Raw genomic sequence first — 18,205 nt, 5'->3', positions numbered from 1 at the left:
CACCTTTTTCCATAGTTTTCTTATAATTTCTTCCTTCTATCTTATCATGTTTTAGCCCCTATGGGCTTTGATTAGAGTTAATTAAAAGGGGGGAACTTGCTCCTAAAGGAACTAAGTTATATGATGTGAAGTAAACATAAATGGCAGAGGTGCACCTAATGGAACTTGGAATGGAGCTGGTTCCCAGAGAGCGGAAACAGACGATAAGCAAACTTATGCAGTTTTATTTATATGATTTTACCCGTTATCTGGAGCTTGATGTAGACCAAGATGGCGTATACCCAGCTTATCCGGGACTAGAATCATTTTGGAGTAGTGGCGATAATAAATTTGTGTATTTGTTCAAAGTGGACGAGCATATTGCTGGATTTGCTTTGGTAGAACGGTTGCTGCGTAATCCCGAAGGGCAATTTTATATGACAGAGTTTTTTGTAATGCAGAAATATCGCCGGAGCGGAGTAGGAACCTGGGCTGCACATAAGTTGTTTGACATGTACCCAGGTGATTGGAAGGTGTCACAGGTACGTGCGAATACGCCTGCTCGTAATTTCTGGCAAAGAGTGATTGGGGAGTACACAAATGGAGAATTTCAAGAGCGTTATAATCCACCTCAAGGCAATCCGAGCCAGTACTTCAATACATTAAATAATAATAGAGTTAATAATTGAAAAGAAAACAATGGTATTGTAGTCAATCTAAATGAATGGTTATCTTATGATAGTTAAGTTAAAAGCACATTAAGTTAACATAATTATGATTATGTTAACTTAATTAATAACCCAACGATCTCACTAGGATTGTTTGGGTTATTTTTGTTCATTTCACCCAAGCACAGATGGGGATTTAGCATATCTTATGATGTACTCAATTACAAAGGAGGAGTTAAAATGGGCGAATTCGCAGGCGGATACGGTGGATTTACTTCCACAGGAGCAATTCTGGTTCTGTTTATCCTGTTGGTTATCATCACTAAAACTCTTTGTCTGTAATCCTTTAACTTCATGAATAAGGGTTCCTCCGTCAGTCTATATGGACTGGCGGATTTTTTATGTCTGGATATTACATTAACTGGGCGGGTTTTGTGTGTGATTTACTATATAGAAAATAATAAAAGAACTTATATATATTTAACAGTGTTCAATGATTAAACGATGTTCAAGTTATGAGGAGACATTAAGATGAATAAAGAACAACGGCAAATGCGTGAACGTGAGAAAATGAAGAAAAGGATTTTACAGGCCGCGGCTTTGTTGATTGCAGAAGAAGGTATTGAGAAGCTTTCTATTCGCAAAATTGCAGAGAAAATCGAGTATTCACCGGGAATTATTTATCATTACTTCCAGGGTAAAGATGAAATTGTGGTGAGATATTTGCAACAAAAATATACAGATATGGTCACCGAGCTTCAGTCCGTACAGCGCAAGGCGGAGCATGAACTGCCACCAGAGAAGCTTTTGAGACAATCGCTTGAGCAATGGATCAGGATGACCCTTTCGACAAGTGTAGAGTACCGTAATGTAATGCTGAACGATACACCGGCTGTTCTTAGTTACACAGCTGTTCTATTCAAGGGAGCTGCTCAGGAGCGTAAAGCGATTGGTATGCTCTGCCAATGTTTATCTAGGTTCGGATCGAAAGAACTCCATAAGGAATCTTCTATAGAGCTCACTGCTCAAGTGATATGGAGTGCTGCATTCGGATTAATTATGCGTTTGATTGTAGAAAAGGATTTGCCTGAAGAACAGGTCGAAGCTCTCATTTCTTGTTATTTGGATTCAATGGTTTCTATAGCAAACAGGTAAATAAGTACACCTTTAACACAGTAGGAAGATCAGAGCGTGAAGGGGAGTGATTAGAATGAAGACAATTATTATTTATACTTCCAAATATGGATGTACGGAGAAAGCGGCTTATTTATTGAAAAATCAGTTGGGTGAAGAGACTGAAGTAGTCAATTTGATGCTTGCTAAAGAGCCGGCATTAGAGCGATATGATACGGTCATCTTAGGTGGATCTATTTATTATGGGAAAATACAAAAACAAATGATGGAGTTTACTTCAAAATATCAAAATGAACTAAGTAAGAAGCGCGTTGGATTATTTATTTGTGCAGGAGCGAAGGGGGAGCAGGCCGCACAGGAATTGAAATCTTCATTTCCAGAGAAGCTGTATGACCAATCAATTACAAAAGAAGTGTTCGGAGATGAGATTTATGAAGAGAAGTTCACTTTATTAGATCGATTGGTTCTGCGGATGGTAAAAGGGAAGGGCATGAGTGTAAATGGGTTATCCAAAGAGACGATAGAGAGGTTTGCACTTGCGATAAAACAGAGGTAAAAGTGTATGGAGAGTCGACTTCTTGAAATCAGTTAACATAATAATTATTATGTTAACTGATTCGTATTTCTGCTTCCAATTATCATTAGCTACCTAAATTTGAAGCATATAATCCCTTTCGCAGCCTTGTGAAATAATAGCCTTTCATGAACAAGCACCAAGTATAGCTTTTAAAAAAGACTATATTCTCACAATAATTCTGTAATTTCATCATATGAAAAATTCACAATAGATAATTCAAATTCCAATACTCACCCCAGCCACTATCATAAATCATATACGTCAACTCACCCTACAAATAAACCCCATGAAAAAGGATATAACACCCCTTGATCCATTTATACAAGCTTTTTTCCAATCCTAATGGCTAATTCTATTGCTTGCAAGGCAGCGTCAAACTCAATTTCTGATAAAATACCATTCTCTAGACAGTGGAGTGCGTGCTCCAAACTTTTTTCATAGGGATTAGCTGGTTCTGACAAAAGCTCCTGTTTACCTAAAGGGGTAAATTCAATTAATGTGCTCTCGATTGATCCATTCATGTGGTCACTTTCTTGATAGACAAGCTTGCCTCGTTCAAAATAAGCCTCATAACCCACGGAAAAAGGATACGAGGTAGGCATCTGTGAAGAAACAACGATCTCAACGGATACATTAGATTGTTGAAAAGTTACACGGACTAAGGCTTGATCACTTTTACCACCATCGGTTCCCCAAACGGAGTGCGGCTCCGTAGATCCCAGCATCCAGGTCACAAAATCCAATTCGTGAATCATAAGATTGGTTGCGATGGCATGTAGACCGAGGCCTCCCCACAAAGGAGGCGTTTCTCTTTTTAAGGTGAGGGATAAAAGCTTTCCGTATTTCTCCTTATTGGTTACTTCATATAGATATTTGTACGCAGGATCGAATTTAATAAACTGGTTGACGAGGATTCGCGAATCATATAATTGTTCGGCTTCCTTCATCCCATAGGCATCTTCTAAATTGTAGCAAACCGGTGTCTCACAGAATACATGTTTTCCATACTTAAGTGCATCAACAGCATATTGCCTATGTAAAGCAGAGGGCAGACAGATATCAATCACATCGATGGTGGTATCAAGCATAATGTCGTCAATATTAGTAGTGATTTCAACGCCTAAAGACTGTTTTAGCTCCTGCAGCTTCGCTTCGTTTCTACCAAAGATAATTACTTTGTCTACTCGATCCATTTTTGTCCATAACTGCGCATGATAAGCTCCAAATCCAGTCCCCAATACGCCAATATTCATATGTATCAGCTCCTTAATTGTATTGAACTAATCATAACCTTCTATTGTTGACAACAGCTTGGCAAGAATTATGATGTATACTTTAAAAAAGAAAAAATTGGAGGATCCCCATGCGCTTGCACCGTTTAATCGCAATTTTATTATTAGTAGAATCAAGAGGGAAAATGAAGGCCAATGACCTAGCTCAAGCCTTGGAAACTTCCGTACGCTCTATCTATAGAGACATTGATGTACTAGCTGAAGCTGGAATCCCACTGTTATCCACACCGGGACCGAATGGTGGCATCTCCTTAATGAAGGGGTATACAGTTAACTTAAGTCAGCTTCATGAGGAAGATGTAATCAATCTATATCTAACTGGAATGGGGATCCATACTGGCGGTCATACTCATTCCGGATTAAAGCTTAAGACAACCTTGCTGAAATTAGAAAAAACATTACCCGCTTCCTATCAGACAGATATCCAGAAGGCACAAAAGCGGTTTTATTTCGATGATACGCCGTGGTGGTCAGAACGTTTAGAAATCCCTTGTCTGGAATCGATTAGGGCTGCCGTATGGAGATCTCATAAACTATGGATTGAGTACCACAAGATTAACGGAGTCATATCAAACAGGAAATTACAGCCCTATGGTCTAGTTGTGAAAAAAGAAGAGTGGTATCTTATTGCATACTGTGAAAAAGCCGAACTAATCCGCACGTTTAAATGTGAGAGAATCGCCACTACACAGCTTATAGACGAAGAGTATGCTATCCCTCAGAACTTCTCTTTAGAAGGGCACTGGAAGCAGCAGGAGAGGGAATTTAAGCAAGCTTGTAAAGAGGAAGAGATCTACCCAGTATTGATTAGAACGAATAAGAGCAGAGTGGCTTCTATACACGGGCTGGAGATCATGAATAGGGTAGAGGAAGGCGATCAAATAACCCTTACTGTAAATATGTATAGCTATGAAAGTGCATGTACGAATGTTTGGGGGATACTTGGACAAGCCGAGATTGTGGAACCTTTGAAACTGAGACAATATGTGAAGGAACAGGTGAATTTGATACAGGGGGTTTATAATTAGCAAAGTCATTTTATATAAAAGAGACCGTCTCGATTGCATGTTCTGCAGTGAAACGGTCCCGCTCTTATTGTGAAAAAGTTCAACGGATTTTAAAGGTTTACATAATAATTAATATGTTAACTATAAATAGATGATTCCAAAATATCCCTTAAGTTTAATGAATTAACCATTTATGCACTAGTGTCAATATCAAGAGATAACTTCTCTCTAGCAGCGAGCCTTTTGTGCGCTAAGATTAGAAAAGGAAGTCCTATAGCTGTGGTTAGAGCAAGTGGTAAGAAGATCGTAAGGCCGTTCTGAGCTCCATAATGATCTAGAAGTACACCACCGAAGATAGGCGCGATTACACTCCCTAAATTGTTAAATCCAATCGTTCCAAAGTATGTACCTTTCATTTCTGGCTTCGCGATCCGATCAATTAACATGTCCATCATCGTAAAGAGTAGTACTTCTCCTATTGTAAACAGAACAACACTGAACATAAGAAGGGCTACACCTTCTGCCAAACCAACTAAGAGAAGACTAAGTGCAACGCATATATTGCCAAGAATCAAAGGAACAATCGGTGAGAACTTACTAGCAGTACGTACGATAGGATACTGTACCACGAGCACTGTAATGGCATTGAGTGACAACATATATGAAAATAATTGCCCACCATTTGTGAAATGGGTGTTCATTGCTAAATACTGCGCCATAGTTGAGCCGAAATGTCCGTATCCAAGCACACAAAAGATAGTACCAAGTAGAACTGGCAAGAAGACACGGTCTCTACCGGTTATTGCCAAGGCTTCAAGTAAACGTGGTGGTTCAGCTTGAGTATGACTCTGCATGGTTGAATGATGCAATTTGAATTGGACGAATAATACAAGCCCGTAAGCAACATATACAATCCCAGCGATCATAAAGGGAAACGTAGACTCGGCAGAACCGAGCTGCACTCCAATAATCGGACCAAAGACAACACCAAGGTTGATCGCAGCATATCTAAGATTGAATACAAGCAGCTTACTTTCAGCTGGAGTAATGTCGGATAGAAGCGCCCGTGAAGTGGGCTCAAACACGGATCTGCATAATCCGTTCAAGGTGTTGACCAAGAAGAATACCCACAGATGTTGTGCAACAGAGAATCCGAAGAATACTGCTGCCCAGCCAAATACGGAGATTAACATGACGATTTTGCGGCCTACAATATCTGAAATGTATCCTCCATAGAAGCTAGCCATTACGCCCGCCAGTGAGCTGACGGCTACGGTAATTCCCGTTTGAGTGGGGGTAGCTCCAAGGACCTGGGTTAAATAGATGGATAAGAACGGAATGCTCATTGAAGTTACTAAACGTCCGAACATCGTACCGATAATGATAGTCCATGCTAGTGGGTGAACATGCCTTAGATGCTGATTCATAATTGAAAAGGTCTCCTAATCTGATAGCTATAATATTAGTACTGCATATTCATTGCTGATATATGTATAATTATAATGATAAAAGGGGGAAGTAAAAGTGTAAGAAATACTTAAAGTGTTTCACCTTTAAAGGAGTGAACGAGCGTGGACCATATAAGTAATCATTTTTTATGTTTAGCAATAGCCATCCCATCCCCAATAGATATAGGGGAAGCTATTCCTGTCACCATAGATAGACTGGCTACAATTCTGTGCTGCACTCCTCGTAACGTAAAGTTTATTCTTCGAAAGCTTGAAGAGCAGGGGTTTATCCATTGGCAGCCGGGAAGAGGGCGTGGAAATATCTCGCAGTTAACTTTTCTACGAACGATTGAAGAGGTGCTGGAGGACAGCTTTCAGGAACTTATTAGTAAGGGGAAGATTAAGCAAGCTATAGAGCTATTAAGTCGTGGCCAAGTTAGTGACCCATTAAAGGAACGGTTATTAATGGTGTTAAATAAGCAGATGGGCTTCCGTAGTGAAACAGAGTCAACATCAGGATTGGACGTCTTGCGAATTACACGTAACCGGCATATGGAAGAGCTAGATCCAGCTTATGTATACACCGCGTTTGAATCCTATTTACTCGGACAAATTTATAGCACATTAGTTTCCTATGATGCAGGAAGTGATACTTTTCTCCCTGGTCTGGCTCATATGTGGGAAGCCAATGAAGATTGTACAAGTTATATTTTTTATCTCCGCAAAGGTGTGCGATTCCATCACGGCAGAATAATGACCTCCAAAGACGTAAAAGAGACATTTCAACGCCTTATAGATTTGAACAGTCCAGCATTGAGCCTATACAAAGATATAGAACGAGTAGAGCTTGAAGGAGATCACAGGATCCGGTTTGAGCTATCTCGTCCCAATCTCTTTTTTCTACACATGTTCAGCTGTATTCATATGTCGATTCTTCCTTATGATGTAGATCTCGCTAATGAGGTGAGTGGAACTGGGCCTTATCGTTTATTAGATCTAAATGAAGATGTGCTAGTCCTCGCGGCATTTGATTATTATTACGGTATACGTCCGCTACTAGATCGTGTAGAAATCTGGTATTTGCCAGAACAAGCTTCTAGTGAACGATTGTATGAACTACCAGACTCCGTTCAGGAGGGTTTATTACCTAATATCATCTGCAACCACAGTATTGACTACCCTGCTTTGGGATGCCGATATCTCTTATTCAATTTCCATAAGGAAGGAGTTCATCAACATCAATTTTTTCGGCAGGCCATGAGAATTCTTTACAGCCGAGAGACTTTAATTAAGGAGTTAGGAGGGAACCGTAGTACTCCTGCTGACAGCTTTTTACCTTGGGAGAGCAGTAAGAGAAGCATTGTTGAACCTGCTTTGGAACAAGCGAGAGATCTTCTAGTAGCAAGCGGCTATCAGGGAGAAATCTTAACTTTAGCTACAAAGGATAAAAAAGAAGAACGAGAAGAAGCGCTGTGGCTTCAAGCACGAGCGGCTTCAGTAGGCCTGCAAATTGAACTGTATTTATTCAATGAATTTAACTCAGCAGACATAAAGAACACCGCCGAAATCCTCCTTGCTGAAGAGGTTCTAGAAGATGATTGGCAGTGGGGGATGGTTAACTACTTTAATAATAAACTTAATTATCTATTTTCTCTGCTGAGAGACGACCAGATCTTGTTATTCTCAGAGGTACTCATTGATTTCACGCAATCCCCTAAGGAAAACAGAATAAAATTGCTGAATCAGGCAGAAGGCGTGCTTAGGGACAACTATTGGGTGCTATATGGTTGTCATATGAATAAAAAAGCGCAGCTAAATCAAAGCTTGTTTGGTCTTCACACCAGCTCATTCGGATTTCTGGATATCTCAAAATTGTGGATCAAAACTACTAGTCTTTAAGAAGAGTAGGGACATCGATGGCGTTTATGCTTGTACAGGGATGTTTTCTTTTGCTATACTTTCCAGGGAGGCTGTATCGATTAAATCGTCGAATGGCGCTCTAATAGGTTTTGAGATATGAATAGGAATATACTTGTAGCCATGGAGGTGAACTCGTTGGATTTTGCTCTGATCCGTAAGGACCGAGACAAAAGAACGGTCGATACTTGACTCTTTTTTTGCCTTTCGGACCTGTTTAGCAGATAGCTAAAAGGTCTTTTTGTTTGTTCAAATTAAGGAAAAAAAGGGGAGACTATCATGCGATTTCTTATCGTGGGTGCAGGAGCTATAGGTGGATATTTCGGGGGGCGTTTAGCTCAAAAAGGAGAAGATGTTACTTTTCTTGTTCGTACTGCCAAACAGATTCAGTTAAAAGCAGACGGGTTGATCGTAAAAAGTGTTCATGGTGATTTTCAGTCTTCTGTACGAACGATTTCTAATAGGGAAGAAGCAGAGCCTTTCGACTGCATTATTATAGCGGTCAAGGCATACCATTTGCCTCAGGTGATGAATGACATCGAACCCTACGTGGGTGAACATACAGTTATCCTCCCGCTCCTTAATGGTTATGATCAATTTAGCATTTTGCAGAATCGTTTTGGTCCAGAACATGTACTGGGTGGTCTTTGTTATATAGAAACAACTCTAGATTCAGCAGGTACTATTGTCCAAAGCAGTTCGTTCCATAGTATTGTCTTTGGTGAATGGGCAGGTGGTGAGTCAGAACGAACACAGCTGCTTTTGAGCCATTTGGATAATGCTGGTTTCACAGTGACATTAAGTTCTGACATTCAGCGTGAAGTGTGGCAAAAATATATGTTTGTAGCTAGTTTAAGTGGGATTACAACCTTAATGGATAGCTCAGTTGGACCTATTTTGGCATCTCCAAAGGCACGTGCTATCTATGAGCGACTTCTGCAAGAGATTGTGAGCCTGGCTCAAAATGCTGGAATGCCTGTGGGACCGGAAAACACAGCTTCCACAATGCAAAAGATGCTTTCTGTGTTGCCCGAATTTACTTCATCCATGCATCGGGATATGCATAAGCAATTACCAGTAGAAGCAGATCATCTGCATGGTAGTCTTCTGGCTATGGCTTTGCCGGGTCAAGATGCGTATCCGGTTCTCGAAACCGTGTATGCCCGTTTGAAAGTATATGAAAGCGTTAATGATATGAGATGATTTAAATTAAATCACAATAGGGAGCTGGGCAATTATGAAGGAAACGAATCAAAAGATAATGACTTTTCTTATGTTCGAAGGGAAAGCAGAAGAAGCTATGAATTTCTATACTACCTTATTTGATGATTCTGAAGTTATTAGCGTTAAGCGCTATGGAGCGAACGAAGCAGGACCTGAAGGGAGTGTTATGCAGGCTTCTTTTTCTTTACATGGACAAGTATTTATGTGTATAGATAGCTATGTTCAGCATGGGTTCACCTTTACGCCAGCGATATCCTTATATGTAAATTGTGAGAGTGAAGCTGAAATTGATCGGGTCTACGAATCATTAGCGCAAGGTGGACAGGTCCTAATGCCACTTGGAAGCTATCCGTTTAGTCCGAAATTTGGTTGGGTAGCGGATCGATTTGGTGTGACCTGGCAATTAAATCTTCCGGGGAATGCATAACGATTGAAGTGTTGCTCGTTCAAATCCTTTAGGGTTTGATCCGACATACTTTCCAAGTGAAAAAGTAGGTTTTCTACGATTAGAGACAGCCAACTCTCCATTTTTAAACCGAAAAAAGGTCAAAATAGCAGCAATTCTCCCGTCAGTGGAGAATTGCTGCTATTTGTTTTTGGTTATAGCAAGTAAAAGCCAACCGACCTCAAGCGTCACTTTTTCCATGCTGTCAGAAGAAAATAAAGTATTAGACTCGAAAAATAAAACTGTAGACTGGCATGTCGATTAGCAAACGGCTGAGCAGCGAGGCTGCAGCTCGAGCTCCTGATTCTTTTGGATGCATTGGGGTGGACAGCCAGTAGGGTGGCGAGATTATATGCTCAAACAGAACCATAGCAAGGATACGCACGTCTGACTGGTTAAGGTCTAAAAGAGTAACCGGCTACATCACAAAAAAAGTTGGTCGAGCTTATCCGTGTATCCCAGGGACGAGTGAGTCAGTTAATTCGAAAATTGAAAGAGACTGCCCGCGGGTTGGCGTGTAGTTGGCACTGCTATGGGAATGAAGTAGGCGCTTCTGGACTACAGCCGGAAGCGCCTTTTTTCATGTTTTGATGATAATACACAGAAGAAGAGTTATATGCTTTTAGAAAGGGCTGGGTTAATCAGTAGCTTGGAAGAAGGGAGAATTGGAAATGAAGCATTGGGCTTTGTGATATAATATGGTAAAATATTCAACTCCGAAGAGACTATCCCGCATGTAGCGTCATCTTTCAGAGAGATTATCTCTCAAATAACCGTTGTTTGCGGAGTACCTGGATTTGAAGGAATCCCAAGAGGAGGAAAACAGAAATGAAGAAGAAGGTTGTTACGACTTTATGCGGTACCATGATACTTTTAGTGGGCATGGGCACAGGTGCTTTCGCTAGCTCGCAGCTTCAAGAAATTAAAGCGTTGTTAAACGGAGAATTAAAAATCAGAGTTAACGGGGAGATTACCCCTCTCAAAGATGGGAATGGCAAAGCGGTACTTCCCATTACTTATAAAGGAACTACGTATCTTCCGGTACGATCTGTTTCTGAGCTGCTGGATGTTCCGGTGAATTATGACGGGACAGCCAAAGAGGTGATTATTGGCGAACAGCAGGCAGGCGTTCCCGTGAAGCAGGAGGATTTTAACACGAGTCTGTATACCAAGGACCCTGCACTGACCAAATACGGCAGCAAGAATTATAAGGAAGTTCTATATAGCGCACCTAATTCCAATATTAAATATACCGCGCTCAGCCCTAACGGCAAATATCAGAAGCTTGTTCTGCAATTCGCTGCAATCGGCAAGGAAGTGGAGTCTCTTGAAATTAGAGATAATGACAAGAATGTGCTCCTTAAAAAAATAGAGAAGATTTCGCCTAATAGTGATCTCCAGACGATTGAGGTAGATATTTCTGGAGTAAAGAACATCGCAATAAATGTGACACAAGCTGTTGACGGAGGGTTCATTATTCCGCTTGATACTTCAATTTACAAGTAAGATTAAGCAGCGAAGCCCACAATGCCCGTATAGGCGTAGTGGGCTTATTTTCACGTGAAATTACATAAGATTTTTTCTCGTTCTTTTGCAATGAAGAGATTTAAATCCATCGTTCGTTATATGTGGACAGGCTTAGAGGGTATGTGTCGACTCGAAAAATAAAGTTGTAGACTGGCATGACAATTAGCAAATGGCTGAGCAGCGCGCCTGCAACTCGTGTTCATGGTTCTTTCGGATACAATGGGGTGGGCCGCGATCGGCATGCCGACGACAAGAATGAGTTCGCCGGTAGCCATTTAAAGGGACATTGCTCAGTCTACTAATTTATTTTCTTCGAACACATGCCGCGAAGCGACGTACGGACAAAGCATAAACTTCCTCGTTTCGCCGGATTTCCTGGGCTTGGTATACTGAATGTACAAAAGAAACCTCTTCTTTAAAATGGTTGTGTGGTAACTCCATTTCCCGCTTACACAGCGGAGAGAACGGACTGATTGTGGAAAAGCGATAGCGGTCGCCTTTGTGTCCCGATATTAACCACTAAGGGAAAATGAAAAAATCTGGATGCAACATCGGTTGGAACAACGGTCCGTTCGCGGAACGTCTTTATGGAGCACAACCGTCTATCTGACTACAAAAACATGGGATCTCCTAAGCAGCCATTTCATGGCTTTTGGGACAGCCCTTAGAAGAACGGATTTAATTACATTGCTGAACTATAGTTGTGCCCTCATTAGTTATCGTGACAGTTGAATAACCAGATAGATACTCTGTATAACCGCATACCGTTTCTTGGGTGGATCGTCCTTTTGCGTCAGTATATTTAAGGTATATAGAACCTTCACCACTTAAGCTCAGTGTAGGTTTGAACTTTTTCGTTGCACCTTTTTTGATGGGATTTGTAAATAATTCCTTGGAGTCCGTATGCAATAAACCTATTTCAATAGAGCTAATTTCATCATCCGACTGATTATTTACAGTGAGCAAGAAACTCTTAAATGGAGTTAGAATATTTGATATCGTACCGATCCCTAAAGCTATTACAATACCCATTGAAAATATAGAAATACCTATAAAAAATCGTCTCTTCATTATTTAGTCCCCCTATGTAAGTAAGACAGGGTTCACTCGATAAATGTTACGGTATATAAGAATTAATTATAACTATTAATTAACAGGTGAAATTGGAAGAGGTATGCTAACCTTGATGTATAAATATAAATTCATTTGAAAAGGGGTTTTGTTTTGACAAAATCTACGCTTCTTTCATCAGAAGGATTAACGATTCGTCATTTTGAACAAGGGGATATGCCATTACTGGGGGAGTTATATAACTCGGTTACTTCGCGGGGAAATGCTGTTTTTTGGTGGGTTGGTGATGAGGAAAACTGGGAGAATGTGTACTGCGCCTTTGAAAATGGGAAAATGGTTGCCAAAGGTCAAGTAGAGATCATAAATATTGTGCCGCCTGGGCGCTCAGATGAAAGCAGACATTCGATCTATTTAAATTTGAAAACAATACCTGAACGAGAAGAAGATTATGATCTATTGGATAGTTTGTATCAAACGCTCCTTTTGAGAGCACTTGAATTAAAGGAAACTTTACCAGCAGAGTATAAAACGACGCTATGTGTGGGGAATAACGCATCCGAGATCGCAAATACGCAATTTTTTGAAAAAGAAAAGGGCTTCTGTCAATACAATAGCTTATTTAAAATGAATCATAATCTTAATACTTCCTACACTGTACCTGAACTGAAAAAGGAATTTGAATTTGCAACTTGGATGATGGAGACGCCGCAAGAAGAAGATCATTATTTAGAATTAGAAGCTGAGATTTGGCCAGAAACCCCACTCGGGAAAGAACGGTTATCTCAGTTTAAGCAAAATCCGCTTTGGAACTCTATGGTTGTTCGAGAAGGGGAGAGGGTTGTAGGCAGCTTGATGGTATGGCAGGAAGAGAAAAGTGGGTATATTGAAAATGTTTTTGTATTAGAGCCGTGGAGAAGATTTGGAATTGCTAGGTACATGCTTTCTCAAGCGTTGAATTATTTCAGAACACATGGACTTGATGAAGCTTATTTAATGGTGTTAACAGACAATGATTCTGCATTGCATCTTTATGAATCTGTCGGATTCAATTTAGTAAGTGAGGAAAGACGGTATCGTATAGAACTCCCATAGGTTTTTGAAGTTGAGGATTACTAAGCAAAGTGGGATTCAGTTTCATCGAGGTTCGATGACAGGATTGCACTTTTTTAGTAATCCGTTCGCCTTGTAATAATGATGACAGGAAATCCTCTGAACAATTTTGTTCAGTTACTGTTAGTTACTTGTTTACCCTCGCATTTCTTACACACGTTAACCTTTTCGCCAGAAAGTCCTTTTCCGATGTATAAAAGCTTAATACGAGTGCTGCCGCAGATCAGGCATGTTCCTCTACCTCGGGATGGCATGCGCCAGAGTGCTTTACCGCGTTTATTTTTGGACATAAATAGCCCACCTTTGCGATTGATACCCTATCTTATGAGCGAGGCAACCTTAAAGTTCGGAGAATGAAGCTTATAAATTCCTTTGTGATTGCAGACAAAATTAAGAATAATAAGGGCGAAAAACGCCCTAAAAAAACAGCGCATAACTTAAATTATACGCTGTTTTGATTCTAAGACGTTTTTTTGAGGATAGATCACCACTTGGACGAGTAAAAAGGAGGTATTTTAAGGGTTTTTTTATAAATAACGGATGTCGATATCTCTAAATTTTCCTGATGACATTTTTGGCATTCTGAATTGCAATGAGCCTTGTTTATAAGTGCCTCTGCTCTGATCCGGATTGACTGGAATGGGGAGTGGGATGATCTCGCTATGATCTTTTCCAAGACCGCTTAATTTAATTTGTGTTCGGTTAATTTGTGCCCAAATACTTTCGGGGTGAATTTCACTTGGAATACGAATTTTCGTGATCAGGTAATTATGTGTGTCAAGATGCTCAAAGTGCAGACTAGAGGTTTCGTCCGTCAATGATGAAGAGGTCGACGCGGTAGCTTCTCTGATTATTTTTTCAACATATCCGTCGATCTGGCTTGGATCCAGCTTCCATTGCTCTTCAAGCGACTTTAAGGATAGCTTTTTCTTAAAAAAGGGATCTTCGTTCATCCAATCTAAAGGGTTCGATTTATTCGGACTCATGAACGCTGAACCTCCTTCATTTTTTTATCCATTGTATGGGCGTATGACTTATTCAGTGACATCTGGGCGGATATCTACATAGAATAGGTTATCATTCCTAAGGGAGGAGTGGTTTGGTGGTTTCAATCATCGGTAACATTAAAATCAACAGCGTGGGCCCTAGTTCCACAGTTTTAGTAGGAAATACAGCATCCGTCATCTTGAGCAGTAACTCCAAAATCTATGCCGGTGCCAACTCCTTCTCGATAGGTGACTCCATAGGTACAAACATTACGAATAATGCAGCCAGCAGTACGAACACGATGGATTCAGATGTGGTGGATCAAGTATCGCCTCCTTAAGGGTGGGTTTACATGAATATTACGGTGTATCAGTGCATATCGGTCAATCATCTAAAAATTGGTACGATCTCTAATTCATCGGTTCTGCAGATCGGCACTTCCGGCCGAATTAATGCCTTGTCTCATAGTTATCAGTCTAGTGACGTTCCAGAATCTCCTCCTGCACCATTACCAGGGGTAAGTGATTCGCCTCTTGTACGTTTGCCTCCGCCAACTGAACTATATACAGGCTAGAATTAGGCGCTTATCCTTCGCATACAATAAACCATAGGAGGGGGTTGTATGCACCCGTATTATGTTCAACAAGTCTTTAATACATTAAGATTACAATCAGAAAAGATTCAGCAGCTGGAGAAGCAGCTCCAAGATTTTAAGGGGATGTAGACAGCATAAAGAACAATAAAGCTGCAAGTATAGGACCTATAAATTATCATTTTGAACAATTGAAAATCGAGAAGCTGGAAGGCACTTTAAATATAGGCATAACACCCAATGAGGGAAATAATCTGGATGAAGCGATCGTCAATGGAAAACCTATCGGTCAGCAAGAAGAAGGGGCACCAACTGCAACCGCCTTATCGGATAAGATTCGTCCAGAGATTCTGAAGTATGTCCAAGAGGAAGTCCCTTCACAATTTTCACGGTTAGAAAAAGAGCAGAACTTAAGTATTGATGAGAACTATATCCAAATGGTAACTCAGGATCTGCTGAATCAGATGGATGGCCGAATTAACGACTATGTGAGCCAGCTGCCTACCTCAGAGGAAGGGCGCGGATACACAGAAGAGGAAAGTGCTTCTATTGTAGAACAAATCAAACGAGATATTGTTACGGCGATAGAGCGGCATTTGGAAATAAATATAACTGGAAGGCGGGAACCACATGAAAGTAACCGTGATTAACAGAGAAATAAATGTAAACGCAGTAAAAGTGGTTTCGATATCAGGTTCTTCGGTATTTTTAGTAGGGGATACCCAGACGATTAACTGTTCTTCGGCGTTTGACAGCGTGATAGAGTATGCTCCCAGTGCTCCAGATCAAGTCCAAAAAGGCAGTTAACTAATGCATACCTCGCGTATACAAGATGTGTACATCAATAATCTGTCTGACAGTTCTATTTTCATATGTGGATCTGTAGAGCGGATTCAGTCTAATTTTGTGGGTAGTAAAGAAAATTACCTATATAACATTAAAGAGATTAACAGCAATAATAGAGAGGCATCACCCTTAGAGATCCCACTCACGGCATGGTCGAAGCAAGTGAATGAAGATGAAGTTGAGATTTTGAATGATTCCGAGGCTTCAACGATTAATATGCAATATATTAGAATTTTATCGATTGGGTCCGGGACGACCTTTCAGATTGGAAATGGCGGTTCTGTTCATTTGGAGAGTCGAACGAGTGAGTTTAAGCGAGAATTAGCTTCAAAAGATGAGGCGTAACAGCATCTGTAAGTTCTAGAAGCAAAGAGGTCTCGAAATGATCTTGCAGCCAGCCAATGGCCTGCTCCTCGTATCGGTTGGGCGTAATTGTTGTTTCTTATAACATTAGTTAACATAATCATAATTATGTTAACTAATGAAAACATCGGCGTCCAATAAGTAAATATTTTACACGATGGAGGGAACTTTAGTCACGAAAGTGACCCCTAAGGATGGTTAAGAGTCAATAGAAGGAATGTCAGGAATTTAATGTAGAAGGTAACGACCGTCAACGTAAGTATTCATCAAAAAAATAAGTGTCCCAGAAGCCATTTCATGGCCTTTGAGACACTCCCTCATGTAGAAAATGTCGATGGACTTATTAGTTTTAGAAGCCTTCACGAAGCCAGGTAGTCGCCAACTTGATGGCGGCTTTTTTGGCATTGGTTTCTGCTAAAGGATTTAACATCACAAAATCATGTATGATCCCTTGAAAGCGAACTGCTGTGACAGTGACGCCAGCTTCACGTAATTTGGCAGCATAAGCTTCACCTTCATCACGTAGAACATCTGCTTCACCCGTTATGACTAGTGCTTCAGGCAGATCGCGTAACTGCTCTACACTGGCACAAAGCGGGGAGGCTGTGATCTGATTCCGCTCCGCTGAGTCAGTTGTATATTGATCCCAGAACCATTTCATTCCGTCACGCTGTAGGAAATATCCTTCGGCGAACTCATGATAGGATTCGGTATCAAATGAGGCATCAGTTACTGGATAGAACAATAGTTGTTTCCCTATTTTCGGGCCACTGCGTTCTTTTGCCATAAGAGTAACGGCTGCTGCCATATTCCCGCCGACACTATCACCACCTATGGATAGCTTGCTAGCATCAAGGGCATGATCACTGCCCTGTTCAGCGATCCATTTTAGAACAGCATAGATTTCTTCAATTGCGGTAGGATATTTAGCTTCTGGAGATAGACTGTAATTTGGGAATACGATTGCTGCCTCCGCACCAACAGCTAATTCACGGATTAAGCGATCATGGGTATGCGCATTGCCAAATACCCAGCCTGCACCATGAATGTATAGGATGACTGGCAACGATGCGGAAGAGGAGCTAGGGGGCCGAACAATTCTAACAGAAACATTACCGTTAGGTCCTCCTGGTACCATAAGATCTTCGATATCGACTTCAGGTTTATTAATCTCGCTGGATTGTACTGTATCTACCGTCTCACGACCTTTTTCTGGTCCAAGATCAGGAAGGAACGGAGGTTTTGAATTATCATCGGCAAATTTCTGCGCTGCTTGCTCGAGAATGATCTTTGGTTGATTTGGCATGATGTATCGTCTCCTTTGTCTGGTCATAGTATAGTTTACCCTCTTCATTCCATAACCAACTAAACGAACGCTGAAACGTAAGCTTTTTAATTATTAGCTAGAAAAATGCAAGTATAGAAGGAAGATTTCTTTGATTCGCTCATGTACATGAACAGATAAGTTGAGTAAAATAATGGCAGAATATGAGATTTGAAAAAGGATATAACCTTGTAATAATAGGAGGCGTGCAGATGGGGTATGTTGAATCACTTCGAGAACTGGTTGGAAATAAACCTGTAATTTTGGTAAGGCCGAGTATAATAATTATTAATCCTTCAGGTGAACTATTATTAGTCCAGCATGAAGATGGCACCTGGGGAGTTCCTGGCGGGTTAATGGAGCTTGGTGAATCAGTAGAAGAGTGTGCTAGACGCGAAGTCAAGGAAGAGCTTGGTATAACAATTAAGACGCTTCATTTAATGGGTGTATTTTCTGGAAAAGAACTGTATACAAAATTAAGAAATGGCCATGAGTATTACAATGTTATTATTGGATATATTTGCACAGACTATGAGGGGGTTATTCAACCAGACGGAGTGGAGGTTCTTGATGCTAAATTTCATCACCCGCTTCAGCTCCCTGAAAGAATTGACCCATTTATTAAAACCAAGATTAAGGAGAATATTGGAATCATATCAAAGTTTTTAAAAAAATAAAGAAAAATAAACCCGTA

Annotated in this window: 22 protein-coding genes; 16 read left to right on the top strand and 6 right to left on the bottom strand. The window is 40.6% G+C overall.

The genetic code is table 11. The features are described 5' to 3' along the window. Positions 1-158: 158 nt before the first annotated feature. The 4 genes from ACDZ28_RS25195 (at position 159) to ACDZ28_RS25180 (ending at position 2,337) form a co-directional block, all read left to right on the top strand. Positions 159-668, top strand: a complete 510-nt coding sequence (locus ACDZ28_RS25195) for a GNAT family N-acetyltransferase (RefSeq protein WP_042128229.1) — start codon at positions 159-161, stop codon at positions 666-668. 219 nt (positions 669-887) lie between these two features. Continuing rightward, positions 888-989 carry a sporulation protein YjcZ gene (locus ACDZ28_RS25190; protein ID WP_197069683.1) on the top strand — a complete coding sequence of 34 codons (102 nt, stop codon included), beginning with the start codon at positions 888-890 and terminating at the stop codon, positions 987-989. Between the two features lie 189 nt (positions 990-1,178). Next, the gene (locus tag ACDZ28_RS25185) at positions 1,179-1,802 is read left to right on the top strand and encodes a TetR/AcrR family transcriptional regulator (protein WP_076118671.1); all 624 of its coding nucleotides are present in this window, start codon (positions 1,179-1,181) and stop codon (positions 1,800-1,802) included. 55 nt (positions 1,803-1,857) lie between these two features. Further along, entirely contained in the window at positions 1,858-2,337 is a 480-nt protein-coding gene (locus ACDZ28_RS25180) for a flavodoxin domain-containing protein (RefSeq protein ID WP_375103074.1), read from the top strand. Positions 2,338-2,675: 338 nt separating this feature from the next. On the opposite strand, the gene ACDZ28_RS25175 is transcribed toward ACDZ28_RS25180, so the two are convergent. Further along, positions 2,676-3,611: a Gfo/Idh/MocA family protein gene (locus ACDZ28_RS25175; RefSeq protein WP_375103073.1), complete on the bottom strand. Its 936-nt coding sequence runs from the start codon at positions 3,609-3,611 to the stop codon at positions 2,676-2,678. A gap of 110 nt (positions 3,612-3,721) precedes the next feature. Here ACDZ28_RS25175 and ACDZ28_RS25170 point away from each other — a divergent pair, with 110 nt between their 5' ends. Then, positions 3,722-4,678, top strand: coding sequence for a helix-turn-helix transcriptional regulator (locus tag ACDZ28_RS25170; RefSeq protein ID WP_375103072.1), 957 nt, complete (start codon positions 3,722-3,724; stop codon positions 4,676-4,678). A gap of 170 nt (positions 4,679-4,848) precedes the next feature. Here ACDZ28_RS25170 and ACDZ28_RS25165 read toward each other — a convergent pair whose 3' ends face one another. Continuing rightward, positions 4,849-6,084, bottom strand: a complete 1,236-nt coding sequence (locus ACDZ28_RS25165) for an MDR family MFS transporter (RefSeq protein WP_375103071.1) — start codon at positions 6,082-6,084, stop codon at positions 4,849-4,851. Positions 6,085-6,228: 144 nt separating this feature from the next. Here ACDZ28_RS25165 and ACDZ28_RS25160 point away from each other — a divergent pair, with 144 nt between their 5' ends. The 4 genes from ACDZ28_RS25160 (at position 6,229) to ACDZ28_RS25145 (ending at position 11,197) form a co-directional block, all read left to right on the top strand. Continuing rightward, positions 6,229-8,004, top strand: a complete 1,776-nt coding sequence (locus ACDZ28_RS25160) for an ABC transporter substrate-binding protein (protein ID WP_375103070.1) — start codon at positions 6,229-6,231, stop codon at positions 8,002-8,004. Positions 8,005-8,301: 297 nt separating this feature from the next. Then, entirely contained in the window at positions 8,302-9,225 is a 924-nt protein-coding gene (locus tag ACDZ28_RS25155) for a ketopantoate reductase family protein (protein ID WP_375103069.1), read from the top strand. A gap of 34 nt (positions 9,226-9,259) precedes the next feature. Continuing rightward, positions 9,260-9,673 (top strand): VOC family protein, encoded by a 414-nt coding sequence (locus ACDZ28_RS25150; protein ID WP_339286759.1) that lies wholly within the window; start codon positions 9,260-9,262, stop codon positions 9,671-9,673. Between the two features lie 846 nt (positions 9,674-10,519). Next, positions 10,520-11,197 carry a stalk domain-containing protein gene (locus ACDZ28_RS25145; protein ID WP_339286757.1) on the top strand — a complete coding sequence of 226 codons (678 nt, stop codon included), beginning with the start codon at positions 10,520-10,522 and terminating at the stop codon, positions 11,195-11,197. A 699-nt stretch (positions 11,198-11,896) separates the two neighbouring features. On the opposite strand, the gene ACDZ28_RS25140 is transcribed toward ACDZ28_RS25145, so the two are convergent. After that, positions 11,897-12,289, bottom strand: a complete 393-nt coding sequence (locus tag ACDZ28_RS25140; RefSeq protein ID WP_339286756.1) for a hypothetical protein — start codon at positions 12,287-12,289, stop codon at positions 11,897-11,899. Between the two features lie 153 nt (positions 12,290-12,442). Here ACDZ28_RS25140 and ACDZ28_RS25135 point away from each other — a divergent pair, with 153 nt between their 5' ends. Continuing rightward, a complete protein-coding gene (locus ACDZ28_RS25135) occupies positions 12,443-13,381 on the top strand; it encodes a GNAT family N-acetyltransferase (RefSeq protein WP_375103068.1) in 939 nt (312 codons plus the stop codon). Between the two features lie 131 nt (positions 13,382-13,512). On the opposite strand, the gene ACDZ28_RS25130 is transcribed toward ACDZ28_RS25135, so the two are convergent. Both ACDZ28_RS25130 and ACDZ28_RS25125 read right to left on the bottom strand, forming a co-directional pair. After that, positions 13,513-13,689: a hypothetical protein gene (locus ACDZ28_RS25130; RefSeq protein WP_167348469.1), complete on the bottom strand. Its 177-nt coding sequence runs from the start codon at positions 13,687-13,689 to the stop codon at positions 13,513-13,515. Between the two features lie 237 nt (positions 13,690-13,926). Then, the gene (locus tag ACDZ28_RS25125) at positions 13,927-14,385 is read right to left on the bottom strand and encodes an Hsp20/alpha crystallin family protein (RefSeq protein WP_339286753.1); all 459 of its coding nucleotides are present in this window, start codon (positions 14,383-14,385) and stop codon (positions 13,927-13,929) included. A 116-nt stretch (positions 14,386-14,501) separates the two neighbouring features. On the opposite strand from ACDZ28_RS25125, the gene ACDZ28_RS25120 reads away from it, so the two are divergent. From ACDZ28_RS25120 to ACDZ28_RS25100, 5 genes are all read left to right on the top strand, one after another. After that, positions 14,502-14,726: a spore germination protein gene (locus tag ACDZ28_RS25120; protein ID WP_036687577.1), complete on the top strand. Its 225-nt coding sequence runs from the start codon at positions 14,502-14,504 to the stop codon at positions 14,724-14,726. 12 nt (positions 14,727-14,738) lie between these two features. Then, positions 14,739-14,960, top strand: a complete 222-nt coding sequence (locus tag ACDZ28_RS25115; protein ID WP_081954099.1) for a spore germination protein GerPB — start codon at positions 14,739-14,741, stop codon at positions 14,958-14,960. A gap of 155 nt (positions 14,961-15,115) precedes the next feature. Then, entirely contained in the window at positions 15,116-15,628 is a 513-nt protein-coding gene (gerPC, locus tag ACDZ28_RS25110) for a spore germination protein GerPC (protein ID WP_339291370.1), read from the top strand. Continuing rightward, positions 15,609-15,785 (top strand): spore gernimation protein GerPD, encoded by a 177-nt coding sequence (locus tag ACDZ28_RS25105; RefSeq protein ID WP_375103067.1) that lies wholly within the window; start codon positions 15,609-15,611, stop codon positions 15,783-15,785. Before gerPC ends, ACDZ28_RS25105 begins: the two co-directional genes overlap by 20 nt. 3 nt (positions 15,786-15,788) lie before the next feature. Next, complete coding sequence (locus ACDZ28_RS25100; protein ID WP_375103066.1) at positions 15,789-16,169, top strand: hypothetical protein; 381 nt, start codon at positions 15,789-15,791, stop codon at positions 16,167-16,169. 367 nt (positions 16,170-16,536) lie between these two features. Here the strand turns inward: ACDZ28_RS25100 and ACDZ28_RS25095 are convergent, their stop codons facing one another. Beyond that, the gene (locus ACDZ28_RS25095) at positions 16,537-17,493 is read right to left on the bottom strand and encodes an alpha/beta hydrolase (protein WP_339286749.1); all 957 of its coding nucleotides are present in this window, start codon (positions 17,491-17,493) and stop codon (positions 16,537-16,539) included. Positions 17,494-17,675: 182 nt separating this feature from the next. On the opposite strand from ACDZ28_RS25095, the gene ACDZ28_RS25090 reads away from it, so the two are divergent. Continuing rightward, positions 17,676-18,188, top strand: coding sequence for an NUDIX hydrolase (locus ACDZ28_RS25090; RefSeq protein ID WP_375103065.1), 513 nt, complete (start codon positions 17,676-17,678; stop codon positions 18,186-18,188). The last annotated feature ends 17 nt before the right edge of the window (positions 18,189-18,205 follow it).

Source organism: Paenibacillus sp. RS8 (assembly GCF_041956825.1).
GTDB lineage: Bacteria > Bacillota > Bacilli > Paenibacillales > Paenibacillaceae > Paenibacillus_AQ.
Note: the sequence above shows the minus strand (reverse complement) of the source record. Positions and strands in the feature narration are given on the sequence as shown.

Bases quoted from the DNA above. Each gene is read 5' to 3' on its own strand.
- ACDZ28_RS25195 (WP_042128229.1), top strand. From the start codon at position 159: ATGGAACTTGGAATGGAGCTGGTTCCCAGAGAGCGGAAACAGACGATA.
- ACDZ28_RS25190 (WP_197069683.1), top strand. From the start codon at position 888: ATGGGCGAATTCGCAGGCGGATACGGTGGATTTACTTCCACAGGAGCA.
- ACDZ28_RS25185 (WP_076118671.1), top strand. From the start codon at position 1,179: ATGAATAAAGAACAACGGCAAATGCGTGAACGTGAGAAAATGAAGAAA.
- ACDZ28_RS25180 (WP_375103074.1), top strand. From the start codon at position 1,858: ATGAAGACAATTATTATTTATACTTCCAAATATGGATGTACGGAGAAA.
- ACDZ28_RS25175 (WP_375103073.1), bottom strand. From the start codon at position 3,611: ATGAATATTGGCGTATTGGGGACTGGATTTGGAGCTTATCATGCGCAG.
- ACDZ28_RS25170 (WP_375103072.1), top strand. From the start codon at position 3,722: ATGCGCTTGCACCGTTTAATCGCAATTTTATTATTAGTAGAATCAAGA.
- ACDZ28_RS25165 (WP_375103071.1), bottom strand. From the start codon at position 6,084: ATGAATCAGCATCTAAGGCATGTTCACCCACTAGCATGGACTATCATT.
- ACDZ28_RS25155 (WP_375103069.1), top strand. From the start codon at position 8,302: ATGCGATTTCTTATCGTGGGTGCAGGAGCTATAGGTGGATATTTCGGG.
- ACDZ28_RS25150 (WP_339286759.1), top strand. From the start codon at position 9,260: ATGAAGGAAACGAATCAAAAGATAATGACTTTTCTTATGTTCGAAGGG.
- ACDZ28_RS25145 (WP_339286757.1), top strand. From the start codon at position 10,520: ATGAAGAAGAAGGTTGTTACGACTTTATGCGGTACCATGATACTTTTA.
- ACDZ28_RS25140 (WP_339286756.1), bottom strand. From the start codon at position 12,289: ATGAAGAGACGATTTTTTATAGGTATTTCTATATTTTCAATGGGTATT.
- ACDZ28_RS25130 (WP_167348469.1), bottom strand. From the start codon at position 13,689: ATGTCCAAAAATAAACGCGGTAAAGCACTCTGGCGCATGCCATCCCGA.
- ACDZ28_RS25125 (WP_339286753.1), bottom strand. From the start codon at position 14,385: ATGAGTCCGAATAAATCGAACCCTTTAGATTGGATGAACGAAGATCCC.
- ACDZ28_RS25115 (WP_081954099.1), top strand. From the start codon at position 14,739: ATGAATATTACGGTGTATCAGTGCATATCGGTCAATCATCTAAAAATT.
- ACDZ28_RS25105 (WP_375103067.1), top strand. From the start codon at position 15,609: ATGAAAGTAACCGTGATTAACAGAGAAATAAATGTAAACGCAGTAAAA.
- ACDZ28_RS25100 (WP_375103066.1), top strand. From the start codon at position 15,789: ATGCATACCTCGCGTATACAAGATGTGTACATCAATAATCTGTCTGAC.
- ACDZ28_RS25095 (WP_339286749.1), bottom strand. From the start codon at position 17,493: ATGCCAAATCAACCAAAGATCATTCTCGAGCAAGCAGCGCAGAAATTT.
- ACDZ28_RS25090 (WP_375103065.1), top strand. From the start codon at position 17,676: ATGAGATTTGAAAAAGGATATAACCTTGTAATAATAGGAGGCGTGCAG.